Genomic DNA, 13,733 nt, shown 5'->3' on the forward strand with positions numbered 1-13,733 from the left:
GACCGAGTGAAGGCCTCCAGGTGTTCGCTGCAAGGCTTGCGGCGAACACCCTGAAAGACCCGACGCTTACAACGCCGATCCTGCCCCCATCAGAAACTCCCCTTGAGCGTCACCATGAAGTTGCGCGGCTCACCATAGTAGTTACCCCAGCCAGTAGCCCCCACGGTCGAGTAATAACGCTTGTCCAGCAGGTTGTTGCCGTTCAGCGCCAGGCTCCAGTGCTCGTCGAGGCGGTACTGCACGCGGCCGCTCCACAGGGTGTAACCCGCCTGCTCGATGCTCAGGTTGCCCTGGCGGCGGAAGTTGTCGCTCTGGCTGGAAACCCCGGCGCCGACGGTCCAGCGCTCGAGCGCGCCGTCCAGCTGGTAGTCACCCCAGACCTTGAGCATGTGCCGCGGGATGAAGCTGGAGCTGAAAGTCAGCTCGGTCGGGTCGGTCTGGTTGATGGTGTTCAGGTACTTGGTCTGGGTGTAGGTGTAGCCCGCCAGCAACTGCAGGCGTTCGATGGGCGAGCCGCTGACCTCGGCCTCGAAGCCCTGGGCGCGGACCTTGCCGCTGTCGGTGTAGCAGTACTGGTCGCCCGAGCCCAGACAGGTGTCGGCGAAGTCGGTTTCGGCGCGGTGCTCCTCGACCGTGCGGAACAGGTTGAAGGCGGTGTTCAGTGCACCGCCGAACAGCTCCCCTTTGATACCCAGCTCGTAGTTGGCGCCGGTCTTGGGCTGCAGGGCCTGGCCCTGGGCATTCACCAGATTGCTCTGCGGCTGGAAGATGTCGGCGTAGCTGGCGTAGACGGTCCACTCATCGTTGAGGTCGTAGAGCACGGCGGCGAAGGGCGTGACCTGGCCGTTTTCCTGGCTGCGGTTGTGTACCCAGTAGTCCCAGGCCTGGGTGTAGGAATCGCTCTTGTTGCGGTACCAGCTCACCCGCGTACCGAGCACCAGTGTCACTGGCTCGGCCAGCTTCAGGCGCAGGGTGGCGTAGGTGCCGTACTGGGTGGTGGTGGAGTCGGTGGGGACGCTACCGCCGCGGCTGGGAGCGCTCAGGAACGCGTCCTTGGACGGATGGGGGAAGGCCGGGGACGGATCGAACGGGTTCTGGGTACCGCTCAGGCCCATCAGCGCGAAGTAATCGTGGGTCTGCTGGCGGCTGGCGTTGGCGCCGACGATCAGCTCGTGCTCGAGGCCGAACGCCTCGAACTTGCCGTCGAGGTAGCTATCGAAGCCGTAGTCATCCTGGTCGTAGTCGAACCGCCCGGCATAGCGGCGGATCCCGGCGCTGCCGGCGCCCACCGGCACCGCGCCCTCGGCGTAGCCGTACTCGATGTTCTGGTTGTTGTGGGTGTAGACCGAGGCAAAGTTCAGCGTCCAGTCGTCGTTGAAACGATGCTTGAGGTCGGCGAAGCCGGTGGTGCGCTGGCTTTGCTGGTCGTTCCAGCTGGCGCCCAGGCAGGTGGAGCGCGACAGCTTCAGGTCGCTGCCGTCGGCGTAGCGGGGCAGGCCGTGGTAGCAGGGCGAGGCGTCGACGTCTTCATAGGCAAGGCCCACGCCCAGGGTGGTGTCGGGCGTCACGTCCCAGTCCAGGGCGCCGTACAGCACCTGATCCTGGCGCTTGGCGTTGTCGTAGAAGTACTGGCGATCCTGCAGGGTGGCCACGGCGCGGCCGCGCACGGTGCCCGATTCGTTGAGCGGGCCGCCCACGTCCACCTGGCCACGGTAGTTGTCCCAGGTGCCGGCGGACAAGGTTAGCGTGGTGTGGGCCTTGTCCTGGCCGCGCTTGCGCACGAAGTTGACGCCGCCGGCGGAGGAGCCGGAGCCCTTCATCATGCCGGCCGCGCCCTTGAGGATCTCGACCCGGTCGTAGAAGGCCATGTCGCTGGAGAAGCTGTTGGCCTGCACATAGTTGCCGCCCACATCCAGCGGCACGCCGTCGTACTGGTACTGGCCGTCGAGGTTGAAGCCACGGGAGTAGAAGTACTTGCCGCCCATGGGCGAGTCGTAGACGGTGATGCCAGGGGTCTTGTCCAGCACCTGCTCGAGGGTGTTGAGGTTCTGGTCGTCGAGCATCTTGCGGGTCATGACGGTTACCGACTGCGGCGTCTCCTTGAGGCTGTGCACGCCTTTGCCGATGGTCACCGCGCGCGCGGCGTAGGACTGGGTGCCCTCGCTGGTGGCATCGAGGCGATTGGCGTCAATGGTCAACGGGCCCAGTTCCATCGCCGTTCCGTTGTCGGCCGGGACCAGCACATAGCCGCCGTTGCCCTGGCGCTGGGCTTGCAGCCCGCTGCTGGCGAGCAGGCGCAGCAGGCCTGCCTCGACGCTGTAGCTGCCGTCGAGCCCGGCGGTGCTGAGGTGGCGGGTCTGCTCGGTGTCGAACGAGATGGTTACCCCCGCCTGCACGCCGAACTGGGTGATCGCATTGCCCAGGGGGCCGGCGGCGATATGGTAGGTGTTCTGGCTGCTGGCCATGGCATGGGCCGGCGCGAGCAGCGCGCAGGGCACGCTGGCGAGGGACAGGCCAAAGGCGAACCGGCGGACGGCCAGGCGCAGGCGGGCGGTGGGGTGGGGAGCGGGCATTGGGTGATCCTTGCGTGTCATGGCGGAAAGTCGCTGTCGTCGCGGCTTGTGTCATGGACGGACGAGAATCGAAATCAGCAAGATTGCGGAAAACTTTTTTTCGTGCAGGGCTCAGGCAGGCTCCACGCTGACCCAGTAGCGGCTCAGGTAGCGCACCTTCACTGGCAGGGATTTGGGCAGGTTCGCCAGGGCGATATCGGTGTCGTCGATGGCGAATGAGCCGGAGATACGCATGCCTTGGATGGACGGCGCGCAACGCAGTAGGCCAGGGCGGTAGCGGCCCAGTTCGGCGATGAAATCCCCCAGGCGCCAGTCGTTGACGCTGAGCATACCCTGGACCCAGGCCGCGGAATCAGCGGGCAGGGGCTGGGTACGGCCGATCACGTCGCGATCAAATCCGGCCTGCTGGCCGGCGTCCAGGCGCAACACTTGGTCGGGGTGGCGTTGCGGGCGTATCTCGACGGCGGACTGCAACACTCCGACCTGTGTCTGCTGCGCTGTTTGGCGCACATTGAACTGCGTGCCTAGCGCCCGCACGCTGCCGTTGTCGGTGTGCACGATGAACGGGCGGCGGGCGGCGTCACGGGCGGTACTGATAAGGATCTCGCCGCGATACAACTGGATCGCCCGCACGTGGGCGTCGAAGTGCACGTCAAGTGCGGTGTCGACGTTCAGCTCCAGTTGCGAACCGTCGTCCAGGCGCAGTGAGCGCCGCTCTCCGCTGCCGGTGCGCTGCTGAGCGAGCAGGGCGCGATACTGCACCTGTTCGCTGGCCAACCAGGTACCGCCACCGACCGCCAGCAGCAGTCCCAGTACCTTGAGCACTTCGCGGCGTTGCGCCTGAGCCGCGCCCAGGCCTGCCAGCGCAGCCTGGCGCGGCACCGTTGACCACTGGCGTTGGAGTTTCTCCACCCGCGACCAGGCTTCGGCATGCGCAGGGCTTGCCGCCAGCCAATCGCGCCAGGCCTGGATCCGTGCTGTGTCGCCAGCACCGTCATTGAGTTGCACGTACCAGGTCGCGGCGGCCTCGAGGGTCTTCAGGTCCACTGTTCGGCGCTCAATTGTCGACCACCAGCAGGCAGCGGGTCATGGCCCGGATCAGATGGTTCTTCACCGTGGTCACCGAGACGTCGAAGCGTTCGGCGACCGCCGCATAGGTCAGCCCCTCCAGTTGCACCGCGAGGAAGATGTCGCGGGTCCTGGGACCGAGTTCGTCGAGCAGTGCATCGACCGCTACCAGCATCTCGATAATCGACAGGCGAATCTCCGGCGACACTTCGACCAGCTCCGGGCGCAGGGCGAGGGCCTGCAGGTAGGCCTGCTCGATGGCGCGGCGACGAACCTTGTCGATCAGCAGCGCGCGGGCGATGGCGCTGAGGTAGCTGCGCGGCTCGCGGATGGGCGTCTGGTTGCGGGCGGTCATGACCCGCAGGAAGGTGTCGTGGGCCAGGTCGGACGCATCGGCGGCATTGCCCAGGCGCGCGCGCAACCAGCTTTTCAGCCAGCCGTTGTTTTCGCTGTATAGCTGGTGAAGCGCCGAGCGGTCGAGCGTCGACATAGGGCGAGGTCCATGATGTAAATGGTAATTGCTCGCATTGTCTCGGTGTGGTGAAGGGATTGCAATAGCTGGGGCTGCAACGCAGCTCCAGTGGCTGCTGTGAAGCACAAGCTGGTTCCTGGCCCTTGATCAGCTGATGAAGATGATCTTCGAAACCAACTCCGCGCTGTTCTTGGCCTGCAACTTCTTCATCAACCGTGCCCGATGCACTTCCACCGTCCGATGCGATATCCCCAGCTGCCGCGCCACTTCCTTGCAGGTCAGCCCGTTGACAATATGCAGCGAGATCTCACGCTCCCGTGGTGTCAGTTGCACCGTCGGCGCCGGCTGTCGGTCGAGCCGTTCGAAATGCCAGATCATCAGCTTGAACGGATCGTCCACCGTCAGCGTGAAGCCCTGGGCCCTGGCCCAGAACACCTCGCCGTTGCGGTGCTGCATGAAGCGTTCGTCGGAATAGAAAGCGCCCAGCCCGTTGCGCAGCCAGTGCTCGCTGCGTTCGCCGATGCTCTGGTAGTCGGCGTGGGAGGGATAGAGCAGCAAGGTCAGATGCCCGCGCAGTTCTTCGCGGGTATAGCCGAACAGCCGGGCGAAGGCCTCGTTGCAGTCGAGCATGCGTCGGTGGCCGGTGATCAGCTGTGGCGCGGGTGAAACCTGGAACGCCAGGCGTTCCAGGTCCGGGGAGGCGTGGGTGGGTACGGTCATCAGGCTTCCTGCCTCGGTGCTTGGGGGCATGTCCCGTACGGCTCACTACTTACTCGCGTACGTAGTTGCCCCAACTAGCGTGGGAATCGGGTACTGCCACATTGTATGCAATACCCGCTTCAAGGACAGAAGAAAACCACCATGCTCCACGATTCCATCTCCATCGTTGCCGCCGCGCACAGTCCCTTCGGCCGCCTGGATGGCCTGAACCTCGAGGACCTGATCGTCCAGGTCACCCGCGATGCCCTGCAGGATGCGGCCATCGACGCCGCCGAGATCGACGCGCTGTTCCTCGGCCACTTCAACTCGGGCCTGGTGGCCGACGGCTTCCCGGCCTCGCTGATGCTGCAGGCCGATCCGCAACTGCGCTTCAAGCCCGCCACCCGCTGCGAGAACGCCTGCGCTTCAGGTTCGGCGGCGATCCAGGCCGGGATCAACGCAATTCGCAGCGGCGCCGCCGACCTGGTGCTGGTGGTCGGCGCGGAGAAGATGACCGGCAACAGCACGGTCGAGGTCACCCGGGCCCTGGCCGGTGCCGGCTACCAGAACGCCCTGGCGGAAGCCGGGCTGAGCTTCGCCCAGCTGTTCGGCCAGGTGGCGCAGCAGTACACCGAGCGCTACCACAGCCCGCTGGCGTCGATGGCCGCCATCGCCGTGAAGAACCACGCCAATGCCATGGGCAACCCGTTGGCGCAGATGCACCGGGTGATGGACTTCGAACACTGCAACCAGGTGTCACCCAGCAATCCGCTGATCGCCGCGCCCCTGCGCCTGACCGATTGCTCGCTGATCAGCGACGGCGCGGCGGCGATCATCCTGGCCTCGCCCGAGCGTGCCCGGTCGATGCGGCGCCAGGTGGCGATCCGCTCGATGGTCCAGGTCAACGACTTCCTGCCACTGTCGCGCCGCGACATGCTGGCCTTCGAGGGGCCGCAACGGGCGATCCACGGGGCGCTGCGCGAGGCAGGGGTGACCCTGAACGACCTTAGCTTCGCCGAGGTGCACGACTGCTTCACCATCGCCGAACTGCTGATCTACGAAGCCATGGGCCTGGCGCCAAGGGGCGAAGGGCACCGAGCGCTGGACGACGGCATCGTGCGCCAGGGTGGACGGCTGCCGGTGAACCTGTCCGGCGGGCTCAAGGCCAAGGGCCATCCGGTGGGCGCCACCGGGGTGTCGATGCATGCCCTGGGCTTCGCCCAGTTGACCGGCAAGCCCATCGGCCTGGGCGTGCCCAACGCCGAGTTCGGCTTGCTGTTCAACATGGGCGGCATGGCGGTGGCCAACTATGCCAGCGTGCTGCAAGCCGTCAGGGTCTGAGGATGAACATCGCTCATTGGCTGCAGGATGCGGCCCAGCGCTGGCCCGAGCGCCCGGCGCTGTTCGAGGGGGCGCGCCAGGTCGCCGACTACCGGACGTTCGCCGCCCGGGTTCGGGCGCGGGCGCTGGAGCTGCGTCACGCCCATGGCATCGAACCGGGCGACCGGGTGGCGCTGCTGTTGAAGAACAGCTGCGCCTACCTGGAACTGCTCTACGCCATCTGGTGGAGCGGGGCGGTGGCGGTGCCGATCAACAGCAAGCTGCATGCCCTGGAAGCGGTTTGGATCGTCGGTAACGCCGGAGCGCGCCTGATCCATACCGACGAGGGCGAGGTCTTCGCCGGCGCGCCCCTGCCGGACGGTTGCCGTGAGCTCGCCGTGCCTGCCCTGGCTGCGCCCGGCGCGCTCGACAACGATGAACTGGCGCAGCCGCATCCGCGCCAGGACAGCGACCTGGCCTGGCTGTTCTATACCTCCGGCACCACGGGGCGGTCGAAGGGTGTGATGCTGTCCCATGGCAACCTGATCGCCATGTCGCTGTGCTACCCGCTGGATGTCGACCCGGTGAGCGCCGGCGATGCCGTGGTCTACGCTGCGCCAATGTCCCATGGCGCCGGGTTGTACAACTTCATCCACGTGCGTTGCGGCGCCCGGCACGTGGTGCCGTTGTCCCGGGGGTTCCAGGCCGCCGAGCTGTTCGGCTTGGCGCAGACGCTGGGGCAGGTCAGCCTGTTCGCCGCGCCGACCATGGTCAAGCGCATGGTCGAGCAGGCCCGCCAGCAGGGCTATGACGGCGGGGGTATCAAGACCATCGTCTATGGCGGGGGCCCGATGTACCTGGCCGACCTCACCGAGGCCCTGGACACTTTCGGCCCGCGGCTGGTGCAGATCTACGGCCAGGGCGAATGCCCGATGACCATCAGCGCGCTGTCGCGTGAGATTATCGCCGACCGCGCGCAAGCAGGCTGGCCCGCCATCGCCGCTTCGGTGGGGCGGGCGCAGTCATGTGTCGAGGTGCGTGTGGTGGATGGCGCCGGCCAGCCGCAGGCGGCCGGCGAACCCGGCGAGATCAGCGTGCGTGGGCCGGTGGTGATGCAGGGGTACTGGGACAATCCGCAGGCCACCCAGGCGACCCTGGTGGACGGCTGGCTGCGTACCGGCGACATCGGTTACCTCGACGAGCGCGGTTACCTGACCCTGACCGACCGCAGCAAGGACGTGATCATCTCCGGTGGCAGCAACATCTACCCGCGCGAAGTCGAGGAAGTGCTGGTCCAGCACCCCGAGGTGTTCGAGGCCTGCGTGGTGGGCGAGGCTGACGCCGAATGGGGCGAGTCGGTGGTAGCCTTCGTCGTGCCGCGCACGCCAGGCAGCCTTGATGCCCAGGCGCTCAACCAGTGGTTCCTGGCGCGCATGGCCTCGTTCAAGAAGCCGAAGAAGTACCTGTTCTGCGCCGAGCTGCCGAAGAACAGCTACGGCAAGATTCTCAAGACCCAGGTACGCCAGTGGCTGCAGGAGCCCGACGGGGCGTTCGCCCGCCACTGACCCGCCACTTTTCATGGAAAGCACCACGACAGGAGTTCCCGACATGGGCATGTCACCCGGCAACACCCAGCGCCAGCGGCGCCGCGCCTTTATCGGCGCCACCACCGGCCACTTGATCGAGTGGTACGACTACGGCGTCTACGGCTTCCTGGCCTTGTATATCGGCAAGGCCTTCTTCGTCTCCGACGACCCCACCAGCAGCCTGCTGGCGAGCTTCGCGGCCTTCGCCCTGAGCTTCTTCATCCGCCCGCTGGGCGGGTTGTTCTTCGGTCCGCTGGCGGACAAGATCGGCCGCCGCCGCACGCTGATCACGGTGCTGGTGATGATGGCCGGCTCTACCTTCCTGCTCGGTCTGCTGCCGACTTACGCCAGCATCGGCATCGCCGCACCGGTGATCCTGGTGCTGATCCGCTGCGTGCAGGGTTTTTCCGCCGGGGGGGAGATCGGCACCATCACCAGCTTCATCTCCGAGTACGCCGGCCCTGGTCGCCGCGGCTTCGCCACCTGCTGGCTGATGGTCACCGCGGTGCTTGGCCTGCTGCTGGGCGGCGCCGTGGCCAATGGCATGACCTGGGCGCTGGGCGCCGAACTGATGCAGGACTGGGGTTGGCGGATTCCGTTCCTGATTGCCGGCCCCCTGGGTTTCATTTCGCTGTACATTCGCCTCAAGCTCGAGGACAGCCCGGAGTTCCTCGCCCTGGTGGAAGCCGGGCAGACTTCCAAGGCGCCGCTGCGCGAGGTGTGGCAGTGGAAGCGCTCGATCGCCCTGGTGTTCTTCATCATCACCCTGCACAGCTCGATCTTCTACCTGGTGCTGACCTTCGCCTCGACCTACATGTCCAACACCTTGAAGTTCGACAGCGGCACCACCTTGCTCTACGTGTTCGTCGCCAGCCTGTCGGCGGCGCTGGTGATGCCATTCGGCGGCGCCTTTACCGACCGCTACGGGCGCAAGCCATTCCTGATGGTGATCGGTACACTGGCGACCCTGGCCATGTACTGGTTCTTCAAGACCGCGCCCGGCGCCACCCCGGCCACCTTGTTCTGGCCGTTGATGGCGGTGGCGATCTTGTTCGGGCTGTACGCTTCGTCGACCTACGCGCTGATGAGCGAGCTGCTGCCGACGCGCATCCGTTCCACCGGCATCGCCATGGCCTACAACATTCCGGTGGCGGTATTCGGCGGCAGCGCGCCGCTGATCTCCACCTGGCTGATCAAGGTGACCGGAGATATCACCGCGCCGTGGTATTTCTACGTGGGCACCGGCGTGGCGTCGCTGGTGGCGCTGGTGGTGTTGCGTCAGGAGGATTTCGTGGCCTGTAGCATTGATGCGCAACAGCGGGGCGGGGACGCCACGGGCCGATCCCCAGCCTTGAGCTGACACACGAAACACCTGTCCTTCGCCTTTCCGCTGGGCGCAGCATCCTGTTACAGTCGCCGCCTCACGCTATCGGTCCGGGGATGTACAAGGATGTCGCTTCACGATTGGTTCGGTTTTGTCGTTGTCTCGATGCTGGTGACCCTGTCGCCAGGACCCGGGGTCATCATGGCCCTGTCCAATTCGTTGTCCCACGGACCGAGGCGGGCGATGCTCGGTTCATTTGGCAACGCCTTCGGCCTGCTGGTGGTCTCAACCGCCACCAGTGCCGGCCTTGGGGTGCTGCTGCAGTCATCGGCCACGGCCTTCCTGCTGCTCAAGGTGCTGGGCGCGAGCTACCTGATCTACCTGGGCATCAAGCAGTGGAAGAGCCGCAGCAGCGCCTTCGACCAGCTGGAGCAGCCGGCCAAGGGTATCGCCAGCAATCGCCGGCTGCTGTTCAATGGCGTGACGGTGGCGCTGACCAATCCGAAAGCGATCCTGTTCTTCGCCGCTTTCCTGCCGCAGTTCATGCGCACCGGCCACGGCGCCGAGGGCCAGCTCGCCCTGTTGGTAGTCACCTTCGCCCTGTGCTCGATGCTGTCCCACGCTTTCTACGTCACCCTGGCCCAGGCCTTGAAAAACCAGCTGGCCGCGCCAAGCCGCGCGCGCTTGATGAATCGCCTGTTCGGCGTCTCGTTCATGACGCTGGGTGCCAGCCTGTTCACCGTTCAGGCCAAGACGGCCTGAATTCAACCTTTCCAATAGGTAGATCTCCATGGCACAAGCCACCGACCAGGCTTTCTACGACCGCGCCGACGCGCATATCGAACTGGCCAACCAGCAGATCGAAAAGCTTGAGGATCTTGGCAAGGTCAGCGCTTCGCTGACCTTCGCCGCCAGTCGCTTCAATGCCTGGATGACCGCGCGCAGCTTCAAGTCCGCACAGGAAATGGCCGCTGCGCGGGAGGAACTGCTGAAGTACTTCTGCGAGCAGTACCGGATGATGCTCGAGGACAACCTCGATGAGCATATCCAGCACTTCGACCGCTACGTGCTGGGCCAGGACAGCTGAGTCATCCGTCGCCAGGCCGTGCAGCGCTTCGCCGGCGCCACGAGGGCTGAAGTCGGTTACTGCAGCGCGCCCTGTTCCTGCGCCGGTACACCAAACGAGACGTAGTAGGCCAGGCCGACAAAGATCGCGCCACCTACGGCGTTGCCCAGGAATACCGCCGCCAGGTTTTCCAGCAACTGTCCCCAGCTCAGGTAACCGGCAAAGATTGCCGCCGGGATCAGGAACATGTTGGCCACCACGTGCTGGAAACCGATGGCGACGAAGGCCATGATCGGGAACCAGATGCCGAGGATCTTGCCGCTCATTTCACGGCTGGCGTACGAAAGCCACACCGCCAGGCACACCAGCCAGTTGCAGCCGATGCCGGAGACGAAGGCGTGAAGGAAGTCGGCGCTGACCTTGCTGGTCGCGCCCGCCAGGGTCTTGCCCAGGTACGCTCCCTCGGTCAGCCCGAGCAGATGACCGAAGCAATAGGCGACGAACAGCGCGCCCAGCAAGTTCGCCAGGGTCACCAGGGCCCAGTTGCGCGCGACCGCCCACAGGCGGATACGCCCGGCAAACATCGCCAGGGGCAGGCTCATCATGTTGCCGGTGAGCAGTTCACCTCCGGCCAGGATCACCAGGATCAGGCCGATGGGGAACACCGCGGCGCCCAGCAGGGTGCCGAACGAGGCCCATGGCGTGGGGATCATGGTGCTGACGTGGATTGCCAGCAGGAAGCCCAGGGAAATAAATGCCCCGGCCAGGAATCCGAGGATCAGGGTGGCGCGGGTGGGCAGATGGGCTTTGCGGGTGCCGGCTTCTATGACCAGCTCGGTGATCCGGGAGGGGGTATTCACAGACATTATCAACAACTCGAACGCAAGGACGGTGGCTCAGGCCGCGGGTCGGGGTTTGGCAGCAGGGGGGGGAGCTGCGAAGCGGGCGGCACGTTAGCTGAGGCAATTTGACGCGGTCAAATCGATAGGCTGGATGAGGTGATAGATCTCATCTATGAGGGCTGGGTATCCAAGCGGATTGCTATCGACGCGCTTGAAAAGGCACTGTGGAGCAGGCAGTATTCACCGAAATTACATGGTACATTCCATGGTATGTAACGGTGGAGTGAGCAATGGCGCGTATAGGCATCGACAAGGCATCTGTTTACCAAGCGCGGCAAGCGCTGATGGCCCGGGGTGAACACCCTAGTATCGATGCGGTACGTATCGAACTGGGTAATACCGGGTCCAAGACCACCATTCACCGCTACCTGAAAGAGCTTGATCGCCAGCCGGCGCAAATGCTAGGCAGCACGGCGGCGCTAAGTGAGCCCCTGGGGCGATTGGTCGAGCGACTGGCGGCGCAATTGCAGGAGGAAGGACAGGCGCGCATCGACGCCGCTGAGGCCGCCGCAGAGGCCCGTTGCGCGGCGATGCAGGCTGAGTTGCAACTGGCTCAGCGTGACCTGGCCAACGCGTTGCGCCAGGTGGAGCGCTTGAGTGGTGCGCTGCACGCCGAGTCAGAACGCCTGGTCTCCTGCCAGGCCAGCCTGCAAACCGAACAACTGCGCAGTGCTGGTCTGAGCCAGTCCCAGGGCGAATTGCAAGCGCGCTTGGCAGACAAGGACGAGCAACTGCGCGCCAGCCTCGAACAGCGCCAGCAGGAGCAACGCCGGAACGAGACCCAGGTGCGACAGTTGCAGGGGCAATTGCAGACCTTGCAACAGGGGGCCATCGCTCGTCAGGACGAGGTGACCCGCCTGCACCGCGACAATGAGCGCCTGCTCGCCGAGCAGCGCCAGGCAACGGCCCAGAGCCGGTTGCTGGACGAGCAACTGCAGCAGCGTGACGCCCAGGTGCAGGGCTTGCGAGCGATACTGGCGCAGGCCCAGGGCGCCAATGACGAGATGCGCCGTCAGTTGGCGACGCGAAAAGGCGAATGATCGCAGGCTGCCTGCTGGCCTGAGGCAGCGGATGCGCCGTTCGTTCAAGCGCCTGATTCAGTTGCCGGGCAACACTGGGGCTCCATCCATGTTCGGAGCCTTCCATGCGCATCCTCTATGCCCCATGCTTTTTCCTCGGGTTCATCGCCACCGCCGTATGGCTGATCAACCTCGGTGCCGACATCCTCTGGCTGTTGCCCCTGCTCGGCGTTGCCATCTTGCTGTCATTCACCTGCGAAGCGCTGTACCCCTACAAGCCCGCCTGGAGCGAGGCCGGCGGGGAGGGCGGACGCGATGGCCTGCACGCGCTGGTCAACGAAACGCTCAATGTCGCCAGTATCGCCGTCATTCCTCTGTTTGCCGGCTGGCTGCCGGCCAGCAGCCTGTGGCCCAGCCACTGGCCGGTAATGTGGCAATTGCTCCTGGCGCTGCCACTGGCCGACCTGGGCATCACCCTTGTGCACTACGCCAGCCACCGCAGCGCGTTACTCTGGCGCCTGCACGCGGTGCATCACAGCGTGACCCGGCTGTACGGTTTCAATGGCCTGATGAAGCATCCGCTGCACCAGTTGGCCGAGGCCCTGGGCGGTGTGGTGCCATTGTTGCTGCTGGGTTTGCCACAGGATGTCGCGGCGCTGCTGGCGTTCAGTATCTCGGTGCAGTTGCTGCTGCAGCACAGCAATGTCGACATGCGCATCGGTGGCCTGCGCCATCTGTTCGCCTGGGCGCCCGTGCACCGGCTGCACCACCTGAAGTACGGCAGGCTGGGCGACGTCAATTTCGCCCTGTTCTTCCCGCTGTGGGATCGCCTGCTGGGGACCGCGCTGCACCTGCCGGACTATGGGCTGGCCGATGACGACATGGGTATCGGCGATCGCCCGGACTACCCGCAAACCTACCTGGCACAGCTGTGTGAGCCGTTTCGACCGGCGGCCACGGCGCAGCCGCCAGCGCCGCTGCCACGCGGCCTGCGCCAGGCCCTAGATCAGCGCGTCTGAACGCAGGTGGCGCAGGGCGTCGCTGGCGCGAATACCGAACTGCTGACGCAGGCTGCGGGAGAGGTGCGCCGAGTCGGCAAAGCCCGCGGCCATGGCCGCCTCGGTCAGGGAGGCACCGGCCAGCGCCTGGCGCAGGGCTTGGCGCAGACGCTGCCACAGCACCAGGCGTCGTACCGACAGGCCGAGGCTGCCGCTGAACAGGCGCTCCAGTTGGCTGATCGACAGTGCGGCTTCCTGAGCCAGTGCCGTGGCTGGCAGGCGCTGCTCGTCCAACGCCCGGATCCGCGCAAGGGATCGTGCCAGACGCGGGTCCAATGGGCGGCGCGGCGCCTGACGCAACGCCTGGGCGAGACCGGGGATATCACGGGGCGCCTGTTGGCAGACGTCGAGCAAAGTTTCCAGGGTAAACGCCAGGGGCTCGGCAAACAGAGTGATGCAGGGCGCCTGACGCTCGGGGATGGCGTGGGGCTGCAGCGACTCGATGGCCAGCGAACGGCCGCAGCGCTTTTCGCCGGCGATTTCTACGCACAGCTCGCCCTCGAGGGACAGCAGCACCTGATGGGCATAATGGGCGTGGACGCTGGTTCGGCCCGGCGTGCCGAGCAACAGGCAGTGGTCATCGGCCAGCCAGAGTCGACCTCGCCAAGCGCTGTCCTGTCGTTCGTTCATCCCAGGCTTCCTATCC

General features: G+C 65.4%; 13 protein-coding genes. 7 read left to right on the forward strand and 6 right to left on the reverse strand.

Going from position 1 to position 13,733, the window contains the following annotated elements:
• Nucleotides 1–89: 89 nt before the first annotated feature.
• The 4 genes from AC25MA_RS22795 to AC25MA_RS22810 all read right to left on the reverse strand — a co-directional run bounded on the left by AC25MA_RS22795 (nt 90) and on the right by AC25MA_RS22810 (nt 4,833).
• Nucleotides 90–2,573, reverse strand: coding sequence for a TonB-dependent siderophore receptor (locus tag AC25MA_RS22795; RefSeq protein WP_486972399.1), 2,484 nt, complete (start codon nt 2,571–2,573; stop codon nt 90–92).
• A 111-nt stretch (nt 2,574–2,684) separates the two neighbouring features.
• A complete protein-coding gene (locus AC25MA_RS22800; protein ID WP_182323924.1) occupies nt 2,685–3,620 on the reverse strand; it encodes a FecR domain-containing protein in 936 nt (311 codons plus the stop codon).
• Between the two features lie 10 nt (nt 3,621–3,630).
• Nucleotides 3,631–4,131 carry a sigma-70 family RNA polymerase sigma factor gene (locus AC25MA_RS22805; RefSeq protein ID WP_028690778.1) on the reverse strand — a complete coding sequence of 167 codons (501 nt, stop codon included), beginning with the start codon at nt 4,129–4,131 and terminating at the stop codon, nt 3,631–3,633.
• 129 nt (nt 4,132–4,260) lie between these two features.
• A complete protein-coding gene (locus AC25MA_RS22810; RefSeq protein ID WP_028690779.1) occupies nt 4,261–4,833 on the reverse strand; it encodes a LuxR C-terminal-related transcriptional regulator in 573 nt (190 codons plus the stop codon).
• Between the two features lie 141 nt (nt 4,834–4,974).
• Here AC25MA_RS22810 and AC25MA_RS22815 point away from each other — a divergent pair, with 141 nt between their 5' ends.
• From AC25MA_RS22815 to AC25MA_RS22835, 5 genes are all read left to right on the forward strand, one after another.
• Nucleotides 4,975–6,153, forward strand: a complete 1,179-nt coding sequence (locus AC25MA_RS22815; RefSeq protein WP_069016596.1) for an acetyl-CoA acetyltransferase — start codon at nt 4,975–4,977, stop codon at nt 6,151–6,153.
• A gap of 2 nt (nt 6,154–6,155) precedes the next feature.
• Entirely contained in the window at nt 6,156–7,697 is a 1,542-nt protein-coding gene (locus AC25MA_RS22820) for a class I adenylate-forming enzyme family protein (protein WP_062360334.1), read from the forward strand.
• 43 nt (nt 7,698–7,740) lie between these two features.
• Entirely contained in the window at nt 7,741–9,078 is a 1,338-nt protein-coding gene (locus AC25MA_RS22825) for an MFS transporter (RefSeq protein WP_051555681.1), read from the forward strand.
• A 90-nt stretch (nt 9,079–9,168) separates the two neighbouring features.
• Nucleotides 9,169–9,804, forward strand: coding sequence for a LysE family translocator (locus tag AC25MA_RS22830; RefSeq protein WP_062360332.1), 636 nt, complete (start codon nt 9,169–9,171; stop codon nt 9,802–9,804).
• A gap of 28 nt (nt 9,805–9,832) precedes the next feature.
• Nucleotides 9,833–10,129, forward strand: coding sequence for a DUF3144 domain-containing protein (locus AC25MA_RS22835; protein WP_028690783.1), 297 nt, complete (start codon nt 9,833–9,835; stop codon nt 10,127–10,129).
• A 56-nt stretch (nt 10,130–10,185) separates the two neighbouring features.
• Here AC25MA_RS22835 and AC25MA_RS22840 read toward each other — a convergent pair whose 3' ends face one another.
• On the reverse strand, nt 10,186–10,974 hold the full coding sequence (locus AC25MA_RS22840; protein WP_028690784.1) for a formate/nitrite transporter family protein: 789 nt from the start codon (nt 10,972–10,974) through the stop codon (nt 10,186–10,188).
• 266 nt (nt 10,975–11,240) lie between these two features.
• Between AC25MA_RS22840 and AC25MA_RS22845 the strand changes: the two genes are divergently transcribed.
• Both AC25MA_RS22845 and AC25MA_RS22850 read left to right on the forward strand, forming a co-directional pair.
• Entirely contained in the window at nt 11,241–12,050 is an 810-nt protein-coding gene (locus AC25MA_RS22845; RefSeq protein ID WP_486972400.1) for a DNA-binding protein, read from the forward strand.
• Between the two features lie 104 nt (nt 12,051–12,154).
• Nucleotides 12,155–13,048: a sterol desaturase family protein gene (locus tag AC25MA_RS22850; RefSeq protein WP_028690785.1), complete on the forward strand. Its 894-nt coding sequence runs from the start codon at nt 12,155–12,157 to the stop codon at nt 13,046–13,048.
• Here AC25MA_RS22850 and AC25MA_RS22855 read toward each other — a convergent pair.
• Nucleotides 13,031–13,717, reverse strand: coding sequence for a helix-turn-helix domain-containing protein (locus AC25MA_RS22855; RefSeq protein ID WP_062360329.1), 687 nt, complete (start codon nt 13,715–13,717; stop codon nt 13,031–13,033). The two genes, AC25MA_RS22850 and AC25MA_RS22855, sit on opposite strands and share 18 nt — an antisense overlap.
• Between the last annotated feature and the right edge of the window lie 16 nt (nt 13,718–13,733).

The organism is Pseudomonas sp. P65(2024) (assembly GCF_057480955.1).